This is a genomic window from Hyalangium sp. (assembly GCF_045802625.1).
GTDB lineage: Bacteria > Myxococcota > Myxococcia > Myxococcales > Myxococcaceae > Hyalangium.
Window position 1 is genome coordinate 101483 of sequence record NZ_JBJMQP010000048.1, and the last position, 22416, is coordinate 123898.

Genomic DNA, 22416 nt, shown 5'->3' on the forward strand with positions numbered 1-22416 from the left:
TGCTGGGCCTACATGGGGGCTGTGCCGTCCACTGCCCGACGAAGGGGCTACAACCCATACTCCGCGCGCTTGTTCTCCGCGTGCGTGGCGCACGGCTGATCAAACTCGGGGAAGTACTCGCGGATGTACTCCAGCGTGTGCTTGGCCGCCTTGTAGTTGCGCTGGTTGTAATAGCCCTCGGCCTCCAGCAGCAGCTTGGCGCACGTCTTGTCCAGCTCCTGCTGGGCGTCCTTCATCCGGTCCCTCGCCTCGAGGTACAGGTCCGGCTTCGGATCCGGGTGGGCCTCCAGCGTCAGCCACGCCTCGCGGAAGGACTTCCACGCCTCGTAGCGGTTGCGGGCGCCCACGTCCGCGCGCTCGAAGTTCTGCTGGCCGCGCGAGTAGGCCTCTTTGGCCTTCTCCATGAGCTGCTCGGGCGGCAGCTCCGGCAGCAGCGCCTTCTCCACCCACACGTTCCAGATGCGCCACTCATCCTCGCCGGGCGGGTTCTTGGTGTTGTCGAAGGTGATGCGGTTGACCTCGCCCTTCTTGAGCAGGTTGGGCGGGATCATCAGCTCCAGCGAGCGATCCCGGCTGGCCAGCGTGTCGGCGGGCACGGTGCCCACGTCCACGCCGTTCACCGTCACCACCACCTCGCCCTGGGAGATGCCTTGCGCCTGGAAGTGGACGATGACCACCGCGCGCGTGGCGGCGGCGTACTCCCAGGTGAACGTCTTCAGGTCCGAGCGCTGCCAGGTGACTCCCGGCCCCAGGCCGAACGAGTCCCCAATGGGCTGCGTGGACAGCGCCACCGGCTCGGTGCCACCGCCGGTGCCCAGGCCCGTGCCCTGGTTGATCACATACCAGTACGCCCCGCCCACCGCCCCGAGCCCCATCAGCAAGAAGACGCCGATCACGGCGCGGCGCACGCCCGCGCTGGCTTCGATCCAGAAGAGCTTGATCTGGGCGATGCCGCCGGGAGACTCGCGCTTGATGCGGGCGCGCTCGGCCGCGGACAGGCCGCCCCCCTTGGCCGGTGCCGCGCGCTCCACCGCGTTGCTGCTGGCGGTGGACATGCGGCGCGGCGCGGGCGAGGACGGCGCGGCGCGCTCAATGGCGGCGGAGGAGCCACTGGTGCGCGGGTTGCTCGCCGACGTCCCTCGCGACGTGCGGATCGCCGGCAGGGCGCGGGTGGAGGAGCGCTGCAGGTTGGCCAGGTTCTCCGGATCGGCCTCCTCGCCCTCGGGCTTGAGGGCCTCGCCCCTGTTCTTCACGCGCGGCTTCACCTGGGACGGATCGACGATGCGCGTGCTGTTGTCCGGAGCGCTGCCCTTGGGCGGCAGGGTCGCGCCCGCCGAGTCGGTGCCGGGCTCCTGGCCTGGATCCTCCGCCAGCGCGCCGTAGACGAACACCACCGGCCCCAGGGTGATCTGATCGCCGTCCGCCAGCGCCTGCTTCTTGGTGATGGCCGAGCCATTCACCTTGGTGCCGTTGGAGCTGCCCATGTCCTCGATGAGGACGCGGTTGCCCTCACTGAAGATGCGGCAGTGCTTCCGCGACACACCAGCGTCGTAGAGGATGACGTTGCACTCGGGGTTGCGGCCGATGACGACGGAGTCCTGATCGAACTCGAACTCCTTGCCCGCGTCCTTACCCTCGGCGATCTTCAGCTGGAAGCCCATGGAATTCCTAGAATCCTAGCGAGGCTTGGGCGGCGCGAGCAACGGCTGCGCGCGCAGAGGCCGGCTCAACCACTTCAGCCTCTCCTCCGAAGGACAGGATCCATTGTGTCAGCCAGCGCTCGCTGTCGCCAGCAACGCGCACCTCGACTCCTCCGTCGGCGAGCGGGCGGGCATCCGAGCCGAAGCGCTCGGTGACGTAGGGCGCCACGAGCTTGGAGAAGCGCACGCGCACGCCCGCGTCGGTGCGCGCCGGGTTGGGCACGGCGGCGCGAGCGTCCGCCGGAGGCTGGAAGGAGGTGTCCGTGAGCCCCAGGTTCTCCATGCGATCCAGGCGGAACAGGCGCGCGTCCTGCCGGGTGTGGCAGTAGCCCTGGAGGTACCACTGCCCGCGGTGGCTGAGCAGCTCGTAGGGGCGCACCCGGCGCGGCTCGGAGGTACGGCCCGGGCTGGCGTAGTCGAACGTCACCTCGCGCCGCTCGAGGATGGCGCGCGTCAGCGGCCCCAGCGACTGCGGGGCCTCCGACGAGGCGTCGATCTTCCGGTACATCTCCCGGTAGCGCTCGCGGGCCCCGGCGGGGAGGATGCGCTCCAGCTTCTGGAGGGCGCTCTGCAGCGCGTCCCCGGCGGCCGGGCGCAGCAGCTCCGCGGCGGCGGCCAGGGCCGCGGCCTCACCGGCTGTCAGGCTCGGCGGGCGTGACAGGCGCTGATCCAGGTCCACGTAGACGCGATCATTGTCCACGTAGATGTCGACGTAGTCGTCCGGGTTGAAGGGCGGCCGACCCACGCAGGTGAGCAGATCCAGCTCCTCCAGCAGATCCTCGCGCTTGACGTTGAGGGCCTTGGACAAGTCGTCCACCGAGACACCGGGGTGCTTGGAGACGTAGGGCACGAGGAACAGCAGGCGGCGCAGCCGCTCGTGAACGGTGCTCATGCGGTCACCTTCTTCTCTTCGGTGGCGGCGTGGCGCTCGAGGATGCGCGAGCCCATCTCGCGCACCCGGCTCACGGCGGGCTCGGGAGACTCCACGCGGCAGTCGGGCCCGAGCGCCAGGCAGAAGCGCAGCAGCCCATCCAGCGAGGTGACGCTCAGCCTGGCGCGCACGCCGCCCTCCACCTGCTCCACGGTGGCGCCGGGGAAGAGGCTCGACACGCGCTGGGCCGGATCGCCGCGCAGCCGCAGCGCCACCTCCATGGGCTCATGGAAGCGGTGCTGCCACGGGTAGTAGGCCACGTGCGCGTCCAGCGAGAAGTCCGCAGGCACCTCGAAGTCCGGCGTGCGCGGCTTGGCGGTGTTCACCTTCAGCTCGCGGATGCGGTGCACGTGGAAGGTGCGCAGGCCCTGGCGCAGGTGGCAGTAGCCCACCAGCGTCCAGACGCCTCGGCGCAGCGCCAGCCCGTACGGGTCCACCTTGCGCTCCGTCACCTCCGAGCGCTTGGGCGAGGCATAGGAGATCTGCACCCACTTTCGAGCGGCGCACGCCTCCCAGAGCTGCTCCAGCCGGGCCGAGAGCTCGGGGTCGGCCTGCGCCGAGCCCAGCTCCATGCGCACGCGCGGCGTGGGCAGCGCGTCCCCGGCGAAGAAGCCGATCTTCCGCAGCGCGTGCGCCAGGTCATCCCTCCCGGGGAAGGCCCCCGAGGCGAGCGCGGCGCTGCCCGCGGCGTACAGCACGGCCAGCTCCTCCTTGGTGAGGTTGGCCTCGGGCAGGTAGTACGCGCCCCGGTCGACGATGTACCCATCCTTCAGGTCGTCGTCGCCCTGGATATAGGTGAGCGGCAGGCCCAGCTCGAGCAGCTCCGCCTTGTCGCGCTCGAACTTGCGCTCGGCGGCATCATCCGAGATGCCTCCGTAATCGGCGGGGAAGTGCTCACGCAGCTCGGCCCACGAGATGGGCTCTCGCGCGTCGAGCAACAGGGCAACCAGATCCAGGAGGCGTTCCGTGCGGTCCATGTCAGGAGGCCGGCGACGATGGCGAATCCGGGTACGTGGGGTCAAGGCGGGCATGGGCATCGGTCGAGTGGACGGCGGGTGGGGTGGGTCTGGATCGGATATCCACACCCCACTGAACGTGCAAGCAGGTAAATGCCGGTAGTCAGAACACCCACAGTTAGCAAGCAACCAATGGGGCGCGGTGGGGCAAGAGAGACTCGCTCTGGCGGCGCGACTGGGTTATTCCTTACAAAAAGCAATCGAACGTGCCCCATGGAGTAGGACGTCGGGAATAGGGCCGGATTGGCGCGAAGGTTGCTTTGCGAGGACTCACCGTGAACCGCACCTCCCTTGTCAGAAGTGTGATTGTCGGGCTGGCGTTGGTGGGCCTCACCAGTTCCCTGGCACCGGCAACGGCGCAGGCCGAGCCGCTCTATTTCGCGCTGGAGGTGCGGCGCGAGGGCCACCTGGTGGCCCAACCCAAGCTGTTGGGTGAAACCGGCCGCACCCTGCGGGCCGAGCGCCGCAAGCCGGGCGCCGCCCAGCCGGACTACCAGCTCATCCTCACCCCCATCGTCGAGGGAGGCACCTACCACCTCTCGCTGGAGCTGATGCTGCCGGACATCCGAGGCAAATCGGAGCTGGCGCTGCTCCACGGTCAGCAGCACAAGCTGCAGCTCGGCAAGACGCCGGGCGAGCTGGAGGTCTCCCTCCTGCTCATGAAGGTGGACTCCCCTGAGTTCCGGGCGCTGATGGACCTCGCCGCGGACAGCGAGGGGCACACCGGTTCCCGGCCCATCTGACGTCCCACTTTCGGAACGCCCAATCCCAAGGCTGGGATTCTGGCAGGCGTCTGTCCGCTCCCCTGCCCCCGGACTTTCTGTCCCGCCGGGGCGCTAGAGCACCGCCAGATCGTCCCGGTGTACGGCCTCGTCGATGTACCGGTAGCCGAGGATGGACTCGATGTCGGCGCTCCGGCGGCCGGCGATGCGCCGCAGCTCGGTGTCCTCGTAGGCGCTGAGCCCCCGCGCGAAGACAGTGCCCTGGTCATCCACCAGGTCCACCGGATCGCCCCGGCCGAAGTCTCCCTGCACCTGCTTCACTCCCGAGGGCAGCAAGCTGCGCTTGCCGGTGACGATGGCCTCGCGCGCCCCAGCGTCCACCAAGAGCCGGCCCTTGGGACGCAGGGCGTGGGCGATCCAGGCCGTGCGCGCGCTGCGGCGGTTCTCGCCCGCCTCGAAGAGCGTTCCCACCGGCTCCCCCTGGAGCACCGAGCGCAGCCGGCCCGGCACCGCGCCCGAGGTAATCACACAGCGAATGCCCCGCTCGGCCACGAGGGCGGCGGCGCGAATCTTCGTGGCCATGCCGCCGGTGCCCACCGCGCTGCCGCTGCCGCCCGCCAGCGCGAGCAGCTCCGGCGTCACCGCGTCCACCTGACCCACCAGCTTCGCCTGGGGATCCTTGCGCGGATCCGCCGTGTAGAGGCCCTCCACGTCCGAGAGCACCACGAGCACCTCCGCCTCGACGACGCTCGAGACGAGGCTGGCCAGGGTGTCGTTGTCGCCGAACTTCAGCTCGTCCACGGACACGGTGTCGTTCTCGTTGATGACGGGCACCACGCCCACCTCCAGCAGCCGCTCCAGGGCGTGCTTCACGTTGAGGTAGCGCCGCCGGTCCTGCACGTCCTCGTGGGTGAGCAGCACCTGGGCCACGTGCCGATCCGCCCCGCCGAAGGCCTCCTCATACGCTCGCATGAGGCGGCTCTGGCCCACCGCCGCGCATGCCTGCTTGCCGGGAATGTCCTTGGGACGTGCCGGCAGACCCATCCGCTCCACGCCCAGGGCAATGGCGCCGCTGGACACCACCACCAGCTCCCGGCCCTCGGCGGCCCAGAGCAGATCCTCGCTCAGCGCCTGGAAGTGCGCACGGTTGAAGCGCCCGGTGGCGTTCGTCAACGCGTTGGTTCCAATCTTCACCACCACGCGGCGGGCCGCACGCACCGCTTCTCGTCCAGAAGTGCTCACCCCCCAAGATTAAGACGGAAGTTCATGCCCTGCGCGTGTGTTTCCACCAGTCCCCCTTTTCGGGCTCGGGGCCGTGAATCCGAGCTGACAAGCCCTTAAAGTGAGGGGGAAGGCATTGGACGCGGGCCTGTTCCGCGCGGGAGAAAAAAGAGTTGAAGGAAATCTACGGCAACACCCTTGGCCTCAAGCCGAGCGAGCAACAGCGCCTGCGCAACACCTACCGCCGCCGCGTGGCTCCGTACGAGATTGTCTCTCCGGAGCTCGCTCGCCACCTCACCGAGCTCTCGAGTGAGACCAACCGGCAGGTCGGCGTGCTCATCAACCGCAAGGGCGAAATCGAGTACGTCGTGGTGGGCAACGCCCACAAGCTCGAGCTGCCGGACATCGGCCGCGCTCGCGCCGGGCAAGTGCGTCTGCGTGGCCTGCGCCTGGTGCACACGCACCTCAAGAGCGAGCCGCTCACCAAGGATGACTTGACGGACCTGGCGCTGCTGCGCCTGGACATGGTGGCCGCCGTGGGCGTGGGCCGCGAGGGGCTGCCCGGGGTGCTCCACTACGCGCACCTGGTGCCCGAGAACGGCGCCAACGAGTTCTGGAGCGTCTCCACGCTGCCCAGCGTCCACCAGGATCAGCCGGATCTGGTGTCCACGCTGGAGGCGCTGGAGCAGGAGTTCAACCGCAAGGCCGCCGCGCGCGCGGTGGGCGGACGGGAGAAGGCCATCTTGGTGGCGGTGTGCCTGGACGGCAACCGCGCCTCGGCCGAGTCGAGCCTGGCCGAGCTCAAGGAGCTGGCGCGCACCGCCGGCGTCGAGGTGCTCGACAGCGTGCTGCAGATGCGGCGCGAGGCGGATCCTCGCTACCTCATCGGCCGCGGCAAGCTGGAGGACCTCAACCTGCGCTCCATGCAGTCCATGGTGGACCTGCTCATCTTCGACAAGGATTTGACGCCCTCGCAGGGCCGCCACATCGCCGAGGCCACCAGCCTCAAGGTGCTGGACCGCACCCAGCTCATCCTCGACATCTTCGCCCAGCGCGCGCAGAGCGCGGAGGGCAAGCTGCAGGTGGAGTTGGCGCAGCTGAAGTACCGGCTGCCGCGGCTGGTGCAGAGCGATGACTCGCTCAGCCGGCTCGCCGGTGGTATCGGCGGCCGAGGCCCCGGTGAGACGAAGCTCGAGATCGATCGCCGCCGGGTGCGCGAGCGCATTACGCACCTGGAGAAGCGCATCGACGCCATTTCGCGCGAGCGCAGCGTGCGGCGGGCCCAGCGCAACCGGCGCGAGCTGCCCGTCATCTCGATTGTCGGCTACACGAACGCGGGCAAGTCCACGCTGCTCAACGCCATCACCAACGCCCAGGTGCTGGCCGAGAACAAGCTGTTCGCCACGTTGGATCCCACCAGCCGCCGCCTGCGCTTCCCGCAGGAGCGCGAGGTCATCATCACCGACACGGTGGGTTTCATCCGCGACTTGCCCAAGGACCTGGTGGCCGCCTTCCGCGCCACGCTCGAGGAGCTGTACGACGCGAGCCTGCTGCTCCACGTGGTGGATGCGGCGGACCCCGCGCGCGACGAGCAGGTGGAGGCGGTAGAGGGCATCCTCGGCTCGCTGGGGCTGATGGAGAAGCCGCGCCTGATGGTGTGGAACAAGGCGGACCTGCTGGCGGCCGAGGACGTGGAGGCCCTGCTGCGCTCGAAGGGCGGTGTGGCCATCAGCGCCGAGGAGCGCGAGGGGCTGGCAACCCTGCTGGCCAAGGCGGACACCACCCTGTTCGCCGAGGGCGCCTCAGAGGCGCTCGGGGCCGTGTCGACGACGGTCTGAGCTCATTCGGGCTCGATGTGGACGCGCTCTCCGCGCTCGGCTCCGAGCACGGAGGCCGCGCTCCCGTCCCGAGCGGAGATCTCCAGCAGTCCGGAGCTGCCCACCAGCGCGAGCAGCTCCCCGGGCGCCACCGCCTGGTAATGCGGGTGGGGCGCGCCCTCCACCACCGTGAGCCCCACCCTCACCCGGAAGCGGGCAGGGAGCTGGGCGCCCGGTAGGTTGGTGATGAGGTTCCCATAGGTGTCCACGTGGACCACCTCGCCCACCGGCAGCCCTTCCTCCACCTCGGGCAAGGGGATACGGAAGGGCGCCTCCAGCCGCTCCAGCAAGCGGCCCACCCGCTCCAGGGCTACCCCCGCCGCGAGGTGCCCCACCACCGGCGCGAACAAGTCTCTCCCGTGGAAGGTGCTCGAGCGCAGCGACCCCCAGTAGGTGGAGTCGGTCAGCTCGACGGCGGCGCTCGGGCCCCCGAGCTGCTCCAGCGCGGGAAGCAGCAACCCGTTGTCCGGCCCCACCAGCACATCTCCCCGCCGGGAGCGCACCGCCACGGCTCGACGGCGGGAGCCCACCCCCGGGTCCACGACGGCCAGGTGCAGGGAGCCCGGAGGGAAGGCCTCCACCGCCGTCCAGAGCAGGAAGGCCCCCGCGCGGACGTCCTGGGCGGGCACGGCGTGCGTGAGGTCCACCAGGGTGGCGGCCGGCGCGACGCGGAGAATGGCCGCCTTCATCTGCCCTACATAGGTATCGATGGCACCAAAGTCGGTGAGCAGGCTGACGAGGGGCATGGTCCGGGTGGCAGGCTACCGCACCTGATGAATGAGAGACGGCTGTCCCGAGGAGAGTTGCGGGGTTGCCCCCAGCTTCTCTAGATTGGCCCCACCGTGCTGACCCTGCTCCTCAGCCTCCTGCTGCGCCTGATCCAGATCGATGGCCTCCCCGAGGGGATGCCTGGACAGGACAACACACCCCACTACGTCAAGCCCGCCTCGTCGATGGCGCCGAAGTACTTCGACATGCTGGAGCAGAACAGCCACATCGTCTATCCGGGGCTGGCGGTCCTCACGCTCCTGCTCGTGCTGGTCGGCATCTTCCAGGCCTGGAAGAGTCAGGACATGGACGGCCTGACGAAGAACGAGTTCAAGCGCGCCATCGTCAACGAGCTGCGCCGCAACCTCAGCGGGCTGCCCGGTGACATGATCGCCCGCGCCGTCGGGTTGGATCGCCTGAAGACCGTGCGCCTGCTGGAGCAGATGCAGCAGGAGGGCATGGTCAACTCGTACATGAGCTCCAACCAGATGATGATGTGGCGCATCCGCGGCGCTGGCCCCGAGAAGAAGGACAAGCGCTACTAGAGGAACGAGCGCACGCGGGCCGGATCAAACGGCTTGTCGATGCGCCGGTCGGCCACCCGCTGCAGGAACTCGGTGGCGCGCGCCGTGAAGGTCCCCGCACTCATGTACACCATGCGCCCGAGCAGCTCCGAGCGCTGCGCCGCCAGCACATCATGCAGGTCCATGCCCGTGACATCGGGCATCATCAAGTCGCAGAAGATGACGTCGTAGTGCTCGCGCCGGGTCAGCAGCCGCTCCTGCGCCTCGCGGGCCGTCTGCGCCTGCTCGACGACGTGCGGCGAGCCGATGATGCGGGCAAGCGCCGCGCAGACCTCCGGGTCGTCATCAATCACCAGCACCCGGCGAGCCGTCTCCGCCCTAGGGGCTACCGGCTTCACCACCGAGCTGAGCGCGCGGGAGAACTCCGGCTCTACGGGCAGGCTCACCCGGAAGGTGGTTCCCCGGCCGAGCTGGCTCTCTACTTCGATTCGGCCCCCCAGCCCCTTCACGATTCCGTGGCACACCGAGAGCCCCAACCCCGTGCCCACGCCCACCGGCTTGGTGGTGAAGAACGGCTCGAAGATGTGCGGGAGGTGCTCGGGGGCGATGCCCTGGCCCGTGTCGCTTACCTCGACCATGACCCAGCCCTCCTCCGCCGAGCGCGTGGCCACCGTCACCTGATGGGAGTCCACGGCGCCCTCGGGGATGGCCTGGGCGGCGTTGAGCAGCAGGTTGAGGAACACCTGCCCCAGCCGGGACTCGTTGGCCCGGACGTAGGGCACATCCCCGTACTGGCGGACGAACTGGGCGCGCTGGCGGATCTCATGGGCCGCCATGGCGGTGGAGAAATCCAGCGCCGCGTGCACATCCACCGGCCCGATGGCCTCCGGATCGCCTCGGGCGAAGATGCGCAGATCCCGGACGATGTCGCGGATGCGCTCGGCACCGAGATGGGTCTGCACCAGCGCCTTGAGGATCTCCTCCAGATCCACCCCCGGCACGGGCGCCTTGATACGGCCCAGCTCCTCCACCGCGAACATGACGTTGGCGAGCACATAGGCCAGGGGGTTGTTGATCTCATGGCCCACGCCTGCCGCCAGCTGGCCAGCGGTGGCCAGACGCTCAGCCTGGACGAGCGCGCTGCGCGTGGCCGCCAGCTCGGCGGAGCGGCTCCGGACCAGATCCTCCGCCTCCGTGCGGGCCTGGTGCTCGCGCGCCAGCAGCTCATCCCGCTCCTGCTCCGCGCGGTGGCGCCGGGAGATGTCCTCGATGACGCTGATGAAGTAGTCCGGCTTGCCATCCGGCTTGCGCACCAGCGACACGGTGAGGTTGCACCAGATGTGCTCGCCGGACTTGCGGATGTAGCGCTTCTCCATGGTGTACATGGGGAGCTCACCGCCGAGCACCTTGCGCACCAGTTCCATGTCCGGAGCAATGTCCTCCGGGTGCGTCACATCCTGGAACGTCAGCCTCAAAATCTCCTGGGGCGAGTAGCCGAGGATCTCGCACAGGCGCGTGTTGGCACGCAGCCAGCGGCCCTCCACGCTCACGTGCGCAATGCCCACGGCGGCCAGCTCGAAGGTGGCCTTGAAGCGCCGCTCGCTCTCCTCCAGCAGCTGCAGCGTTTGATCCCTCGCCGTCACATCCACGACTTGCGAGAGGATGCAGAGCAGCTGCCCCGAGGCATCTCGGAGCGTGTAGCTGTACCACTCGCAGTGGATGATCGTTCCGTCGCGGCGGTAGTTCCGGTTGCGGCTGAGGGTCCACTGCTCCTGGCCCGTCCTCAACCGCTGCACCGCCTGCCGGGCGGCTTCGGCGTCCTCCTCGTAGGCGAAGGGCCGGGAGCCCCTTTCATCCAGGTAGCTCCCCAGCACCTCCTCCTTGCGCCAGCCGAACATCTCCTCTGCGCGCGGGTTCCAGTAGCGAACCCGCATGTCTGGATCCCATTCGATGATGGCGATGGGCGAGTTTTCGGTGAGATCCAGCGCGGAGAAGCTCCACGCGGGAGCGAGGGGTCTGGAGGACTGGGAAGACATTCCGGACATGAAGCTACAGCGGCGGGGAGAGCCGGACCCTACCAAAGAGGCTCAGCCGCCGCTCAGCTCGGACTTCGGCTGACGGGTCATCAGCTCCACCACCGCGCTCCGGGCATTCTTGCCCTCATAAGCAATCGCGTAGACCTGCTGGCAGATGGGCAGCTCCACCCCCGTCTTCAGCGCCAAATCCCGGGCGCTCTTGGCCGTCTTCACGCCCTCGGCCACTTGCTTCATCTCCGCGAGGATGTCCGAGAGCTGCCGGCCCTTGCCCAGCTCCATGCCCACCCGCCGGTTGCGGCTGAGCTCGCCCGTGCACGTGAGCACCAGATCCCCCATGCCCGACAGCCCCGAGAGCGTCAGCGGGTTGCCGCCCTTGCGCACCGCCAGGCGCGTAATCTCCGCCAGCCCTCGGGTGATGATGGCCGCCCGAGCGTTGTGGCCCATGCCCAGCCCGTCGGCGATGCCCGCCGCGATGGCGATCACGTTCTTCAGCGCTCCGCCGTACTGCACGCCCACCACGTCATTCGAGGTGTACGAGCGGAAGGACTCCGTCTGCAGCGCCTTCTGGCACCGCACCGCCACCTTCTCCCAGTGGGAGGCAATGGTCACCACCGTGGGGCTGCGCAGCGCCAGCTCCTTGGCGAAGCTGGGCCCCGAGAGCACGGCGATATAGGGGTGGAACTCCTCCGGCAGGCACTCCTCCAGCAGCTCCGTCATCGTCAGGAGCGACTCGTTCTCAATGCCCTTGGCCACCGTGACGAGGGGCACGTGGCGCGGCAGGTATTCAATCGCCCGGGAGACGATGTCCCTCGTGGCGTGGCTGGGCGTGGCCAGCACCACCAGCTCCGCGCCCTCCAGCGCCTCCTTCAGCTCCAGGGTGGCGCGCACGCGCGAAGACAGCGGGATGCCCGGCAGGTAGGTGAAGTTCTCGTGGCGGGTGTTGATGGCCTCGGCGAGCGCGGCGTCCCTCCCCCAGAGGCGGACCTCCTCGCAGTTGATGGCCAGCGTGTTGGCGAGCGCCGTACCGAAGGAACCAGAGCCGATGACACTGCTACGCATGAAGAGCCTCGGGAGGGGAAAGGAGCACGCGCCGCCTCAGAATCCCGCCACCAGGCCGACTGCGATCATCGGCATGAAGGCGGCATCCTCCTTGCGCCCGTGGATGTTGCCCCCCACAGAGACGACGTAGGACGTCCGCTCGGAGAAGGGCACCTCGAGCCCTCCACGGAAGAGGAAGTTGCCGCCCACCTGCACACCCTGCGGAATGCCGCCGAGCGGGTCGCTCTGGAAGGGCTGGGTGTCGAAGGCGAGCAGGTAGCGCAGATCCACGAAGCCCCGCGTCCGCCGGCCCAGCAACATGGAGCCCACGAACCCGGGCGCCAGGTTCCAGTTGCGCCGGCCGGTGAAGTAGCGCGCCCCGAACTGCTCCTGGCTCGGCGAGTGGATGAAGAAGGCGCGGCCCGCTTCCACGGAGAAGGCAACGTCCGCGGAGTCCGTCGACACCAGCCCGAAGCGGGCGTAGACGCGCGCCTCGTTCATGATGCCGTACATGCTGTCCACGCCCAGCCCCACGTCCAACCGGGGCAGCACCCCCATCACGGCCCTCGCCGAGGCGAGCGGGAAGCCAAGCGTCATGCCCGCCGCCACCTTCCCCGGCTCCAGGACATGAGCCCCGTAGAGGCTCACCCGGCTGAGCTTGAGAGGCTCCGCTGGAGCCCGCCCCCCGGGAGTCCGCAGCTCGGGAGCCCGCTCCGAGCCCACGGGGAGCAGCGGCGGCGCCGGCATGGTGTCCGGAGGAGGCGCCGGGGCCTCGGGCCCTGGGTAGCTCAGCCAGGACTCGTCGGGCGAGGGGTTGGACGCCGGCGGCTCCTGAGGAGCCTGCGCCAGGGCCGGAAGCCCCAGGCCGACAACGAGCAGCGACGGGAGTAGGAAGGCGCGCATGGGCAGAAACCCGCCGCAGTGTAGACCACGCTCCGCCGGGGAACGAGAGCCGCCTGGATGGAGGCCCTGGCCGACGCCTCGGACGTCCGGCAGAGAGCACCTGCCGCGCAATGCCGTGGCCGCAAGGGGCCTGTCCCGGTCTACCATCCACGACTTGCCGCAGTGGCCGCAGGAGGAGTGAGACGGGATGAGGGGCGGACGGGGTGTGGGATTGGTGCTGGCACTGATGCTCGGCGCATGCCGGGCGAGTGCTCCCGGTGCGTCTGGAGACGCGGGCGTGCCCGGGCCTGCCGACGCCAGCATGAACCTGGGCTGCGACGCGCTGCTGCCCGCAGACCTGCGCGAGCTGGCGCTGCCGGGCTTTAGCGTGAAGGAAGAGAAGGCCTGCCCCACCTGTGGCCCGCTGTGCACCTTCCGCGCGGCGGCGGAGCCGGGCACCACGGTGTCGCTCGCCTACAACTGCGAGCCGAGAGACCCGTCCGTGGACGTGCGCGAGCTGCTGGCGCCCACCCTGAAAGCAGGCGGCGTGGAGGTGCCCGCGCTGGGACGTGCCGCCGCTCGCCGTACCCCCGTGCCGGGCATGCTGCAGGTGGTGGCGTGGGACGATGACACGCCGTGTGTCCTCGTCGTCACGTGGATGGGCACCGGCCCGGAGCGCGCGGTGGAGGTGATGCGCACCGCTTTGCAGGGTGTCAGCGCTTCCTCGCTCGCGGCGGCCCACGCCCCCGCTGGGAGCACGCCACCCGCCTCCACCGAGGACGGGGGCCTGCCTCCGGCTTCCACGGGCGATGCGGGCCTGCTCCCACCGCCCCTCGAGCGCTCGGGCCTTCCCTGAGGCTGGCGCCTACTCCTCGCCGAATGAGAGGTTCTGCACCGCGGCCACGTCGAAGATGGACACCTGCGTGCCGAAGCGCACCAGCCGCTTGCCCAGGCGGGGGAAGTCCGCAACCTCCACCTGCCGGCGCTCGCCGCCGGAGATGTAGACGAGCTCCTCCTGGAACGGGTTGCGCAGGTGGTGGCCCACGGAGGGCGTGGGGAAGCCCATGAAGTCCCCGGGGCCGACCTCGACGCTCTCCTCTCCCAGCTCGGCGATGCCCCGCCCGGAGAGGATGTACAGGAACTCCTCCTCCGACTGGTGCAAGTGGAAGATGAAGGACTCCTTGCCGGGAGGAATCCTCAGCAGGTGGAACCCCAGCCGCTGGAGCCCCACCTGCTCGCTCAGCGAGATGCCTCGCAGCAGCGAGTTCGGGTTGAGCGGGTGGGACTGAGTCTGCTCCTTCAGCTGGGCATGATCCGCGGCGCGGAAGAGCACAGGCTTCCGAGGGGCTTCCTGCTTCGACGTCATGACACGCTCCTGGCGGGTGCGGTGCCCCGGTCTTCCGGAGCCACCGCGGAGGGAGGGCGCAGGATGCCCCGCGGCGCCCTCCTCAGCCAGTACGCGGCTACAGCGTGCGCAGGAACTCGACGAGATCGTCCAGCTCCGGGTCGGTCAGCTGCGACGTCTGCCCGTGCTGATCCGAGTAACGCGTCTTGAGCAGGCGATCCTTGATCGTGGCCGCGCTGCCGTCGTGCAGGTACGGCGCGCTGCGAGCCACCCCCAGCAGCGACGGGGTGTTCAGGCCCCGCTGGCGCACGGCGGCGTTGTCCGGATCGCTCCCGTCGACGACGAAGGTACCCACGTTGGCCTGCTTGTTGTTCGTGAGCGTCTCACCCGTGTGGCACTCGTTGCACTGGGCCTTGAGGAACACCTGGGCGCCGCGCTGCTGCGCCTCCGAGGGCTCCGAGCGCTTATAGGGGTTGTCCGGCGTAGGCATGACGTCAATGAAGGCGGCCAGCTGCCCCGCCATCTGCGTGTCCACCAGTCCGCCGCCCATGCGCTGGCGCACCGTCACCTCCAGGAAGTCCCGCAGCGTGGGGAACTCGCCGCTCCAGTGGAACGGCGCCGTCTTGGTGATCATCCGGCCGGCGAGCGTCGGCGTCTGGCGCGGGCCATCCGGGAACTCCCAGGTGTGGCCGTCATCGCGCCCGTCATGGTGGCAGGTGGAGCAGGCGGCGCCCACGTTGGCGGCCGTCATCCGCGAGTCGATGGCCGAGAAGAACAGCTTGCGGCCCATGACCGCATCCGGTGGGAGCACGTCCTCGGCGAGCTTCAGCCGTGGCCCCTCCTCGTGGATGTTCAGCGTGTGGCCCAGGCCATCCCCGGCCAGCGTCGTCAGGGTGTGATCAAAGGAGTTGTAGACGTAGGCCTTCGTCCCGTCGCGCCGCAGGGCAATACCGGTGGGGCCGGCCCCCACGCGCACCAGCTGGCGCACCGAGCTGGACGAGGCGGTGCTGAAGGTCAGATCATCGCCCTTGCGGCGGTTGGTGGGCATCACCGCGACGTTGTTCGTCTCGCGGTTCACCACGAAGAGCCAGGCGCCCGTCGGGTCCACCACCGCGGCGGTGGGGCCCTGGATGGGCTCGGTGGGCTCCGGGCTGGTGATGGTGCTCGGAGGGTAGTCCTTGTCATCGCCGCTGCCGCACGAGGCGTTGAGGTCATCCACCAGCGGTGTGGCTGAGTCCGCCTCGAGGGTGATGAGGCCCGGCGAGGCAATGGCGCCCGTGCCGCATGGGCCCCCGCCACCATAGAGGCCCCCGCCGCCCGGCGACGTCGTGGGCGGCGGCATCGGAGTGGGAGTGGGAGTGGGAGTCGGAGTCGGATCCGGATCGTTCGGGTTGGTCCCCGGCGTGCCAATGGACGTCTCGCGGGCCCACCGCCCGGCCGCGAAGGCGCGCTCGCCGTCCGGCGTCACGACGATCTCCTCCACCCCGCGCGGGTGGAAGGAGTTCACGCCGCTGGAGGGGAGCACGTCGAAAGAGCCACTCTGCTTCCCCTGGCCCAGCTTCGTGGCGTTGGCCTTCTGGTAGATGTCCGTGCCCGCCTTGGCGAGCTTGGGCCGGTCACGGTTCGCCAGATCCACCTGAACCACGTCACCCTGGCGGTGGAGGGTGATGAGCGCCTTGTCATTCTCCAGCAGGGCCAGGCCGCGAGGCTCGTCCCCCACCGGCAGCTCCCACAGTTGCTTGAGCGTCCCGGTGTCGAAGGCCATCAGCGAGCCGTGCTCGGTGGAGTCCAGCGTGTCGGTGTTCACCACGTAGAGCGTCCGGCCATCCCCGGACAGCCCCAGGCCCATGGGCTCCACGCCCACGTCCAGGCGGGCCGCCTCCGTCCACTGGCCGCGGCGGATGACGGACACGCTGCGGCTGCCCCGGTTGGAGACGTAGACGGTGTCATCCGGCCCCACGGCGATGCGCTGGGGATCAATGCCGACTTTGATCTCCGCCACCTTGGTGCGGGCGGTGGTGTCCACCACGGAGACAATGCCGTTGTCCGAGTCCGCCACGTAGAGGAACGCATCATCCTGGCTCAGCGCGACCGAGCCCGAGGACGGGGTGTAGGTGGCGGACGGCTTCTGCACGCACGCAGTCAGCCCCAGAGCTGCAACCACCGCGGCAGCCAGAATCTTCTTTCTCATGGGAGTCTCCTCCTCGGCGCGGCCTCACCCGTCACATCCCGGCCCTGGATGTTCCGACTGTTTGCCGCGCGTACCTGGAGAGGAAGCATCCGGCCCGGCTGCCCCCTCCTCGCAACCCGATCATGCTGCCACCAACGACGACTCAAAGTCGAATGGTTCCCTACATTCCGTGTAACCCGCCGGACAGCCGGAAGTGCTCCTGCCCATGAAACGACACGAGCGCACACCAAGAGACAGGAGTAAAGGAGAGGGGCTGTGGCCCGCGCCTCCACCCCCATTGTCCTGAGCTTCCGGCGCACTTTCGCGCTGCTCATCCTGCTGATCGTCCTGCCCTCGGCGGGACTGTCCGGCTTCGGAGTGGTGGCGATCATCAACGAGCGTGCGGCGGTGGAGAAGCGGCTGGAGGTGGCCTGGCACGGGACGCTGGAGGCACTGGCCCAGGAGCTGCCTCACACGCTGCGCGAGGCGCGGCACGTGGAGCGGGGTGGCACATGGCAGGTGGTGACGTCCGAAGGCCAGGTGCTGTCGGACGTGCCCTTCCTGGTGCGCGGCGGCAAGGTGGAGTCCCTGGACGCGGCGCTCACGGCCGCGCTCACCACGGTGCTGCCCGCGTTGGGCAACCTTCCCGCCGAGCACACCGTCTTCTCTCTCCCCGTAGGCGGGCACCCGAAGCTGATCGCCATCGAGCGGAAGGGAGACACCGTGCGTGGCGCCCAGTTGTCGGATGCAGCGGTAGAGACACTGCTGGCCGCACGGGCCGATCGCTACCTGACGTCTCCAGAGCCCGTGCGCTTTGCCCTGCTGCCCGTACCCCGCGAGGTGGGCGAGGGGCTGGTGAACCGGCTCATGTCCGAGGTGGTCCAGGCGCGCGCCAACGCGCTGGGGCCGCCCGTGTTCGCCGAGAGGGTGCTGTCTCCGCCGCTCCAGGACTTCCGGCTGGCGGTGCTGTCCACGGGCGAGGATCCGGTGGCGCGCGCCTCCACGCGCAACCGGGCGGTGTACGCAGTGCTGCTGGCGTTGTTCTACCTGACGCTCACCTTCGGCGTGGTCTACACGGGGCGCACGCTCTACCGGGAGGCGAAGCTGTCGCGGTTGAAGACGGACTTCATCTCGCTGGTGAGCCACGAGCTGCGCACCCCGCTCACCTCCATCCGCATGTTCATCGAGACGCTGGCCCTGGGGCGGCTGAAGGATCCCGCGCAGACGCAAGAGGTGCTGCAGCTGCTCACCCGAGAGACGGAGCGGCTGTCCACGCTGATTGAACGGGTGCTGGACTGGGCGCGCATCGAGAGCGGGCGCAAGGAGTACCACCTGGAGCTCATGGACGTGACGCAGGTGGTGGAGGCGGCGGTGGCGGCCTTCCGTGCGCAGCGGTTGGACAGCGGCGTGGAGCTGAAGGTGGAGGTGCCGGAGAACCTGCCGCGGGTGGAGGTGGATCTCCACGCGGTGGCCGGGGCGCTGCTCAACCTGCTGCAGAACGCCTACAAGTACAGCGGTCAGGACAAGCACATCTCGCTCAGCGTCCACGCGGACGGCAAGTGGGTGGACCTGTCGGTGCAGGACAACGGGGTGGGGATTGCGCCCAGGGAGCGCAAGCGCATCTTCGAGCGCTTCTACCGGGTGGACAACCTGCTGACGCGAAAGACAGAGGGCAGTGGCCTGGGCCTGGCCATCGCCAAGCGCATCATCGAGGCGCACGGGGGACGGATTGGAGTGCAGAGTGAGCTGGGCAAGGGCAGCCGCTTCACCATCCAGCTTCCAGTGAGCAAGGCATGAGCGAGAAGGCGCAACGCATCCTGGTGGTGGAGGATGATCTGTCCATCCTCACGGGCCTGTCGATGAACCTGCGCATCGAGGGCTACGAGGTACTCCAGGCCCAGGAAGGGCGCACGGGGCTGGCCAAGGCGCTGGACGAGGCGCCGGACTTGATCGTCCTGGACATCATGCTCCCGGAGCTCAACGGCTACGAGCTGATCAAAGAGCTGCGCCGCCGGGGCCGGGACACGCCGGTGGTCATGCTGTCCGCCAAAGGCATGGAGACGGACAAGATCCTCGGCCTGAACCTGGGAGCGGATGACTACGTGGTGAAGCCCTTCGGGCTGCAGGAGCTGCTGGCGCGCATCAAGGCGGTGCTGCGCCGGCGCTATCCGCCCACGGGCACGCCGCCGGTGACGTTCGGGGACGTGGAGGTGGAACTGGTGGGGCGGACAGTGGCGCGGGCGGGCAAGCCGGTGGAGCTGACGGCGCAGGAGTTCAAGCTGCTGGCGCACTTCCTGGCGCACCCGGGCCGCACCTTCACGCGCGAGGAGCTGCTGTCGGGCGCGTGGGGCTTCGACTACGAGGGCAGCGCGCGCACGGTGGACAACTTCGTGCGCCAGCTCCGGCTCAAGTTCGAACCGGATCCGGAAGATCCCCGCCACTTCGTGACGGTCCGGGGCCTGGGCTACCGGTTCGACCGCTGAAGGGGCTCACAGCCCGGCGATGCCGATCTGCCGTGAATCCCCGAGATCAAACGGCTTGCCGTCGAAGCGCCCGTAGCGCTCGCGCAGCGTCAGTCCACAGGTGGTCAGCGCATCCTCGAGCTCCTCGGGAGCGAAGTGGCGCAGCTTCAGCCGGCGGATGGGCGCGGTGCCTCCGGGTGGCTTGCGCTCGCGCAGGTGCAAGGCGAACAGCGGACGGCGCGGCTCCAGCGGGGCGCGCGGCTCGTCGTCGTCATCTCGGATGATGGCCTCGCGCGGCGGGTTCAGCACGTCGTAGATGAAAGTCCCCCCAGGCGCGAGGTGGTGGCACACCGTGGCGAGGAAGGCATCCAGGTCGTCCCGGGTGGCCATCACCCCCATGGCATGCTGGGGAGCGAGCACCAGGGGGAAGCGCTCCGGCAAGCGGAGGACTCGCACGTCCGTGGCGATGAAGCGCACCCGGTCCGCCACCTCGGCTGGCCCCTCGGCGCGGCGCTCCTCGGCGGAGCGGATCATCACCTCGGACGAGTCCACCCCCACCGCCGTGAAGCCATGCTCGGCCAGCGCCCACGGCACACGGCCGTTGGCCGCGCCCAGCACGAGCACCGGCCCGCCCCGCTCGCTGGCCTGTCGCGAATAAAAGAGGAGATCCGGATCCTGCCCCACCAGCGACAGGGGCGTGCGGCCGCGGACATCGTTTCCGCTCATCCTCCCCGGCGTAGCACGGTTTGGGTCCTTGTCGGGACATGTGGTTGCACAGAGAGAGAACTCTTTTACCCACTCCCTGTCCACCAACCGACGACTTCCCCCCCTGGGGGAGGGGCCAAGTGCTGGCACTCACCTTGCGTAGGCCCTGGGGAGCACGGGTGTCTCGGATACCCGTCTTTCGGCATGGGGTGAGGGCATGAGGGGCGGATGGGGGTGGGCGGGCGCGCTCGTCGCGGCGAGCCTGGTGTGGACCGCTGGCTGCACGGGCAGCGGCAATGATGTTTCGGAGCACGGCAACCCGGGGATGGACGATTCGACTCCTCCCACGGACCCGGGCGACGATCCTTCCACTCGCCAACAGCCCCCCGTCATCACCCCGCCTGGGAGGCCCGACGCGGGCACTCCGCCGGATGCCGGGACGCCGCCCGACGCAGGCACTCCGCCAGATGCGGGCACTCCGCCGGATGCGGGCACTCCGGACGCGGGCACTCCGCCTCCGGTCATCCTTCCGCCTCCCACGACGGAAGGCTGGAACTTCTACGGAGTGAGCGAGGGCGGACCGCAGAAGGTCTACGGAGTGACGGCGGACGAGGGCGGCAACATCTGGGTGGCTGGCGGCGAGGAGGGCCTCTTCCTGCTCAAGCCGGGCGCCTCGAGCTTCCAGCACTTCACCATGGCGGACGGCCTGCGCCCCTACGGCTTCATGCCGGACGGCAGCACGCCTCCGGGCCCGAAGTACCTCAAGGTCATCTCGGTGGCAGGCGGACCGGCGGGCACCGTCTTCGTGGGCTACGAGGGCATGCCCGGCTCGCAGTACTGCGAGGCGAATTGGGACGAGGCCAATCCGGATCCCTCCGTCTACAAGAGCGGTGACGCGGACAAGGTGAGCCTGCAGGCGGATGGCACCCTGGATGTGGTGCACTACGACATCTTCTCCGGGCCCGGCGTGGTGAAGGCCGAGCCGCGAGGCCGCGAGCGGCTCTGCAACATCCTGCGGATTGCCTACGACAGCCAGACGCACAGCGTGTGGTTCGGCGGCAACCACGGCTTCGCCCGCGGAGACTCGCTCTTTACGGGGGCTCCCACCTGCAACGGGCAGCTGTCGTGCGCGGGCGTCGTCGAGCACGTCCACCCGGGCCTCAACGCGTACGTCTACTCCAACCAGAGCGAGGACTCGAAGCTCTACCCGAATGAACCTTCGAAGTGGCGGGTGAAGGGAGCGCTGCTCACGGACGCCTACTACGGCGTGGCGGTGGATCCGAGCGGCGACGCATGGTTCGGCGGCTCGGACCGCAGCACCCGGTTCCGCTACATGACGGCCACTGGCAGCCCCAACTACTGGCGCGCGCAGGTGATGACGGAGGACAAGGACTACGCCTGGAACCGCTTCGACATCTGGCCGGACGCTGTCACCGAGCCGCAGATGTCCCGGCCCGAGCAGCGCACACCGGACAACATCTCCTCCATCTCGGTGGCGGGTGACGGCAGCGTGTGGATGGGCTCCTTCTCGCGCGGCCTGGCGCAGCTGACGTCCGAGGGCGCGGTGGTGCGCCGGCTCAGCACGGAGTTGGTGGACCACCGGGGCCTGGTCTCCGCGGTGGCGGCGGATCCGCTCGACAACAGCGTCTGGGCAGGCGCGAGTTGGGGCGGCGGCCTCAGCCGGGTGAAAGGCAACTCCGTGATCCACTATGACTGGACGGTGTTCGGCAAGGACATGGCCATGTCCCGGATCTCCGACGTCCAGGTGGACAAGTCGGGCGCCCGGCGCCGCGTGCTGGTGGGCTTCATGGGCTACGAACTCAGTGACAAGCGGTGGGTGGCCGGGACGATCGGCATCTACACCGGAGATTGATACGTCAGGGCACCCCACGGCCCGACGTGCACCGCGGCCGCTCTCCCTCTGGGAGGGCGGCTGCGGCCTTTCTGGCCCCTACTTCGGCAGTTGGAGACAATCCTCGGGAAGCGCGGCATTTCGATCGCGGCCAGTGCGATCGGTTTTCCCCTTCGCGCCGCAGCGAGGTCCAGCCATTTCGAGCGTTTCGCGCGGCGATGGCGGCTGGATCGCCCAGAGTTCAAGCCTCTGGCCAGGCCTGCGCGATCAGATCCCGCGCTTTCCCGCGGTCCCCGCGATGGAAAGCCCGCGTTTTTGGAAGATCGTTTCCACTTCGAGTACCAGGACTGCAAGCACCCAGGTCCGAGACTGCGAGCCTGGATGCCCACAGTTCAATTGATGCGCGAGGCCTGAAGGCTGCGGCCCAACAGGGCCGTGAGCTGCTCCCACACCTCCAGCGGGATGTCCTTCAGGCTGACGCTGGCCTTGCCCTTGCGGTTTCTCGCCACCAGTTCGACGCCCGCCTGCTCCGGGAAGTAGCCCATCCAGACGGTGCGGCACTGCTCGATGCGCGCCAGGATGTCGGCCGACAGCGGAGCGCTGGAGGTGGGCCTGCGCAGGCGCTCGAGGGCCTTACGCAGATCCACCACAGTGCACTCGCCGAAGAACTTCTCATCCACCACGCCGTTCTGGTCCGGCACAGCGATCACCACGGTACTCAGCTCATTCGTGTCCACCTCGGTCTTGGAGGCCTCCGCGTAGGTGAGGAGCAGGCTCAGCGCGGTGACGCCGTACTGCACGCAGGCCTCCTCGCTGAACTCCTTCGCCACGGCGCCGTACCTGACCAGTGTCGCCTTGGACAGCTCCTTGATGTGCTTGCTGAAGTACGCCGAAGCGGTCTTGAGCTTGGCCTTCTCGGCCAGCTTCTCCTTCACTGCGATGTTGTAGAGCACGCCAATCTGGTGGCAATTGACATTGCCTGCAGCCAGGAGCTGGCGCATCTGGGTACACAGCGTCTGGAGTTGCTCGAGGGCTGTGGCCTGCTCGTTGGGGGTTGCTGTTTCGGGGGTCACTGCTTCCATACGCACTGCCTCCTGCTGAAGTGGTGCTGCGGTTGAACTGCGCACGAGGGCTCAGCAGGAAACGGGCCAACAAAAAACCGAAGTG

At 68.8% G+C, this 22416-nt stretch carries 19 protein-coding genes; 7 read left to right on the forward strand and 12 right to left on the reverse strand.

Annotation, left to right across the window (positions count from 1 at the left end):
* Positions 1–47: 47 nt before the first annotated feature.
* Genes ACJ8AT_RS09080 through ACJ8AT_RS09090 form a run of 3 tightly spaced genes read right to left on the reverse strand, consistent with a single transcriptional unit; the run spans position 48 to position 3608 of the window.
* Positions 48–1661, reverse strand: a complete 1614-nt coding sequence (locus tag ACJ8AT_RS09080; RefSeq protein ID WP_407737249.1) for an FHA domain-containing protein — start codon at positions 1659–1661, stop codon at positions 48–50.
* 7 nt (positions 1662–1668) lie between these two features.
* Positions 1669–2592 (reverse strand): WYL domain-containing protein, encoded by a 924-nt coding sequence (locus ACJ8AT_RS09085; RefSeq protein WP_407737250.1) that lies wholly within the window; start codon positions 2590–2592, stop codon positions 1669–1671.
* Positions 2589–3608 (reverse strand): helix-turn-helix transcriptional regulator, encoded by a 1020-nt coding sequence (locus ACJ8AT_RS09090; protein WP_407737251.1) that lies wholly within the window; start codon positions 3606–3608, stop codon positions 2589–2591. Before ACJ8AT_RS09090 ends, ACJ8AT_RS09085 begins: the two co-directional genes overlap by 4 nt.
* Before the next feature lie 314 nt (positions 3609–3922).
* Here ACJ8AT_RS09090 and ACJ8AT_RS09095 point away from each other — a divergent pair, with 314 nt between their 5' ends.
* Positions 3923–4390, forward strand: coding sequence for a hypothetical protein (locus ACJ8AT_RS09095; RefSeq protein ID WP_407737252.1), 468 nt, complete (start codon positions 3923–3925; stop codon positions 4388–4390).
* 93 nt (positions 4391–4483) lie between these two features.
* On the opposite strand, the gene proB is transcribed toward ACJ8AT_RS09095, so the two are convergent.
* Positions 4484–5611, reverse strand: coding sequence for a glutamate 5-kinase (proB, locus tag ACJ8AT_RS09100; RefSeq protein WP_407737253.1), 1128 nt, complete (start codon positions 5609–5611; stop codon positions 4484–4486).
* Between the two features lie 152 nt (positions 5612–5763).
* Between proB and hflX the strand changes: the two genes are divergently transcribed.
* Entirely contained in the window at positions 5764–7428 is a 1665-nt protein-coding gene (gene hflX, locus ACJ8AT_RS09105) for a GTPase HflX (protein WP_407737254.1), read from the forward strand.
* A 2-nt stretch (positions 7429–7430) separates the two neighbouring features.
* On the opposite strand, the gene ACJ8AT_RS09110 is transcribed toward hflX, so the two are convergent.
* Positions 7431–8213 carry an S-adenosyl-l-methionine hydroxide adenosyltransferase family protein gene (locus ACJ8AT_RS09110; protein WP_407737255.1) on the reverse strand — a complete coding sequence of 261 codons (783 nt, stop codon included), beginning with the start codon at positions 8211–8213 and terminating at the stop codon, positions 7431–7433.
* A gap of 96 nt (positions 8214–8309) precedes the next feature.
* Between ACJ8AT_RS09110 and ACJ8AT_RS09115 the strand changes: the two genes are divergently transcribed.
* Positions 8310–8780, forward strand: a complete 471-nt coding sequence (locus ACJ8AT_RS09115) for a hypothetical protein (RefSeq protein WP_407737256.1) — start codon at positions 8310–8312, stop codon at positions 8778–8780.
* On the opposite strand, the gene ACJ8AT_RS09120 is transcribed toward ACJ8AT_RS09115, so the two are convergent.
* The 3 genes from ACJ8AT_RS09120 to ACJ8AT_RS09130 are packed head-to-tail and all read right to left on the reverse strand — an operon-like array spanning position 8777 to position 12736.
* Complete coding sequence (locus ACJ8AT_RS09120; protein ID WP_407737257.1) at positions 8777–10795, reverse strand: PAS domain S-box protein; 2019 nt, start codon at positions 10793–10795, stop codon at positions 8777–8779. The genes ACJ8AT_RS09115 and ACJ8AT_RS09120 overlap by 4 nt on opposite strands.
* Positions 10796–10846: 51 nt before the next feature.
* Positions 10847–11854 (reverse strand): NAD(P)H-dependent glycerol-3-phosphate dehydrogenase, encoded by a 1008-nt coding sequence (locus tag ACJ8AT_RS09125; protein ID WP_407737258.1) that lies wholly within the window; start codon positions 11852–11854, stop codon positions 10847–10849.
* Between the two features lie 36 nt (positions 11855–11890).
* Positions 11891–12736, reverse strand: coding sequence for a hypothetical protein (locus tag ACJ8AT_RS09130; protein ID WP_407737259.1), 846 nt, complete (start codon positions 12734–12736; stop codon positions 11891–11893).
* Positions 12737–13013: 277 nt separating this feature from the next.
* Between ACJ8AT_RS09130 and ACJ8AT_RS09135 the strand changes: the two genes are divergently transcribed.
* The gene (locus ACJ8AT_RS09135; RefSeq protein WP_407737260.1) at positions 13014–13571 is read left to right on the forward strand and encodes a hypothetical protein; all 558 of its coding nucleotides are present in this window, start codon (positions 13014–13016) and stop codon (positions 13569–13571) included.
* A gap of 9 nt (positions 13572–13580) precedes the next feature.
* Here ACJ8AT_RS09135 and ACJ8AT_RS09140 read toward each other — a convergent pair whose 3' ends face one another.
* Positions 13581–14081 (reverse strand): cupin domain-containing protein, encoded by a 501-nt coding sequence (locus ACJ8AT_RS09140; protein ID WP_407737261.1) that lies wholly within the window; start codon positions 14079–14081, stop codon positions 13581–13583.
* Between the two features lie 97 nt (positions 14082–14178).
* Positions 14179–16251 (reverse strand): c-type cytochrome, encoded by a 2073-nt coding sequence (locus tag ACJ8AT_RS09145; RefSeq protein WP_407737262.1) that lies wholly within the window; start codon positions 16249–16251, stop codon positions 14179–14181.
* 255 nt (positions 16252–16506) lie between these two features.
* On the opposite strand from ACJ8AT_RS09145, the gene ACJ8AT_RS09150 reads away from it, so the two are divergent.
* Positions 16507–18027, forward strand: a complete 1521-nt coding sequence (locus tag ACJ8AT_RS09150) for a sensor histidine kinase (RefSeq protein WP_407737263.1) — start codon at positions 16507–16509, stop codon at positions 18025–18027.
* Complete coding sequence (locus ACJ8AT_RS09155; protein ID WP_407737264.1) at positions 18024–18713, forward strand: response regulator transcription factor; 690 nt, start codon at positions 18024–18026, stop codon at positions 18711–18713. Before ACJ8AT_RS09150 ends, ACJ8AT_RS09155 begins: the two co-directional genes overlap by 4 nt.
* A 6-nt stretch (positions 18714–18719) precedes the next feature.
* On the opposite strand, the gene ACJ8AT_RS09160 is transcribed toward ACJ8AT_RS09155, so the two are convergent.
* A complete protein-coding gene (locus tag ACJ8AT_RS09160; RefSeq protein WP_407737265.1) occupies positions 18720–19418 on the reverse strand; it encodes a class I SAM-dependent methyltransferase in 699 nt (232 codons plus the stop codon).
* 196 nt (positions 19419–19614) lie between these two features.
* On the opposite strand from ACJ8AT_RS09160, the gene ACJ8AT_RS09165 reads away from it, so the two are divergent.
* Positions 19615–21270, forward strand: a complete 1656-nt coding sequence (locus ACJ8AT_RS09165) for a hypothetical protein (RefSeq protein WP_407737266.1) — start codon at positions 19615–19617, stop codon at positions 21268–21270.
* A 371-nt stretch (positions 21271–21641) separates the two neighbouring features.
* Here the strand turns inward: ACJ8AT_RS09165 and ACJ8AT_RS09170 are convergent, their stop codons facing one another.
* Positions 21642–22331 (reverse strand): hypothetical protein, encoded by a 690-nt coding sequence (locus ACJ8AT_RS09170; protein ID WP_407737267.1) that lies wholly within the window; start codon positions 22329–22331, stop codon positions 21642–21644.
* Positions 22332–22416 lie beyond the last annotated feature (85 nt).

Excerpts from the sequence above, each read along its gene's own strand:
- ACJ8AT_RS09080 (WP_407737249.1), bottom strand. The coding sequence starts at position 1,661 with ATGGGCTTCCAGCTGAAGATCGCCGAGGGTAAGGACGCGGGCAAGGAG.
- ACJ8AT_RS09085 (WP_407737250.1), bottom strand. The coding sequence starts at position 2,592 with ATGAGCACCGTTCACGAGCGGCTGCGCCGCCTGCTGTTCCTCGTGCCC.
- ACJ8AT_RS09090 (WP_407737251.1), bottom strand. The coding sequence starts at position 3,608 with ATGGACCGCACGGAACGCCTCCTGGATCTGGTTGCCCTGTTGCTCGAC.
- ACJ8AT_RS09110 (WP_407737255.1), bottom strand. The coding sequence starts at position 8,213 with ATGCCCCTCGTCAGCCTGCTCACCGACTTTGGTGCCATCGATACCTAT.
- ACJ8AT_RS09120 (WP_407737257.1), bottom strand. The coding sequence starts at position 10,795 with ATGTCTTCCCAGTCCTCCAGACCCCTCGCTCCCGCGTGGAGCTTCTCC.
- ACJ8AT_RS09125 (WP_407737258.1), bottom strand. The coding sequence starts at position 11,854 with ATGCGTAGCAGTGTCATCGGCTCTGGTTCCTTCGGTACGGCGCTCGCC.
- ACJ8AT_RS09130 (WP_407737259.1), bottom strand. The coding sequence starts at position 12,736 with ATGCGCGCCTTCCTACTCCCGTCGCTGCTCGTTGTCGGCCTGGGGCTT.
- ACJ8AT_RS09140 (WP_407737261.1), bottom strand. The coding sequence starts at position 14,081 with ATGACGTCGAAGCAGGAAGCCCCTCGGAAGCCTGTGCTCTTCCGCGCC.
- ACJ8AT_RS09145 (WP_407737262.1), bottom strand. The coding sequence starts at position 16,251 with ATGAGAAAGAAGATTCTGGCTGCCGCGGTGGTTGCAGCTCTGGGGCTG.
- ACJ8AT_RS09155 (WP_407737264.1), top strand. The coding sequence starts at position 18,024 with ATGAGCGAGAAGGCGCAACGCATCCTGGTGGTGGAGGATGATCTGTCC.
- ACJ8AT_RS09160 (WP_407737265.1), bottom strand. The coding sequence starts at position 19,418 with ATGAGCGGAAACGATGTCCGCGGCCGCACGCCCCTGTCGCTGGTGGGG.
- ACJ8AT_RS09165 (WP_407737266.1), top strand. The coding sequence starts at position 19,615 with ATGAGGGGCGGATGGGGGTGGGCGGGCGCGCTCGTCGCGGCGAGCCTG.
- ACJ8AT_RS09170 (WP_407737267.1), bottom strand. The coding sequence starts at position 22,331 with ATGGAAGCAGTGACCCCCGAAACAGCAACCCCCAACGAGCAGGCCACA.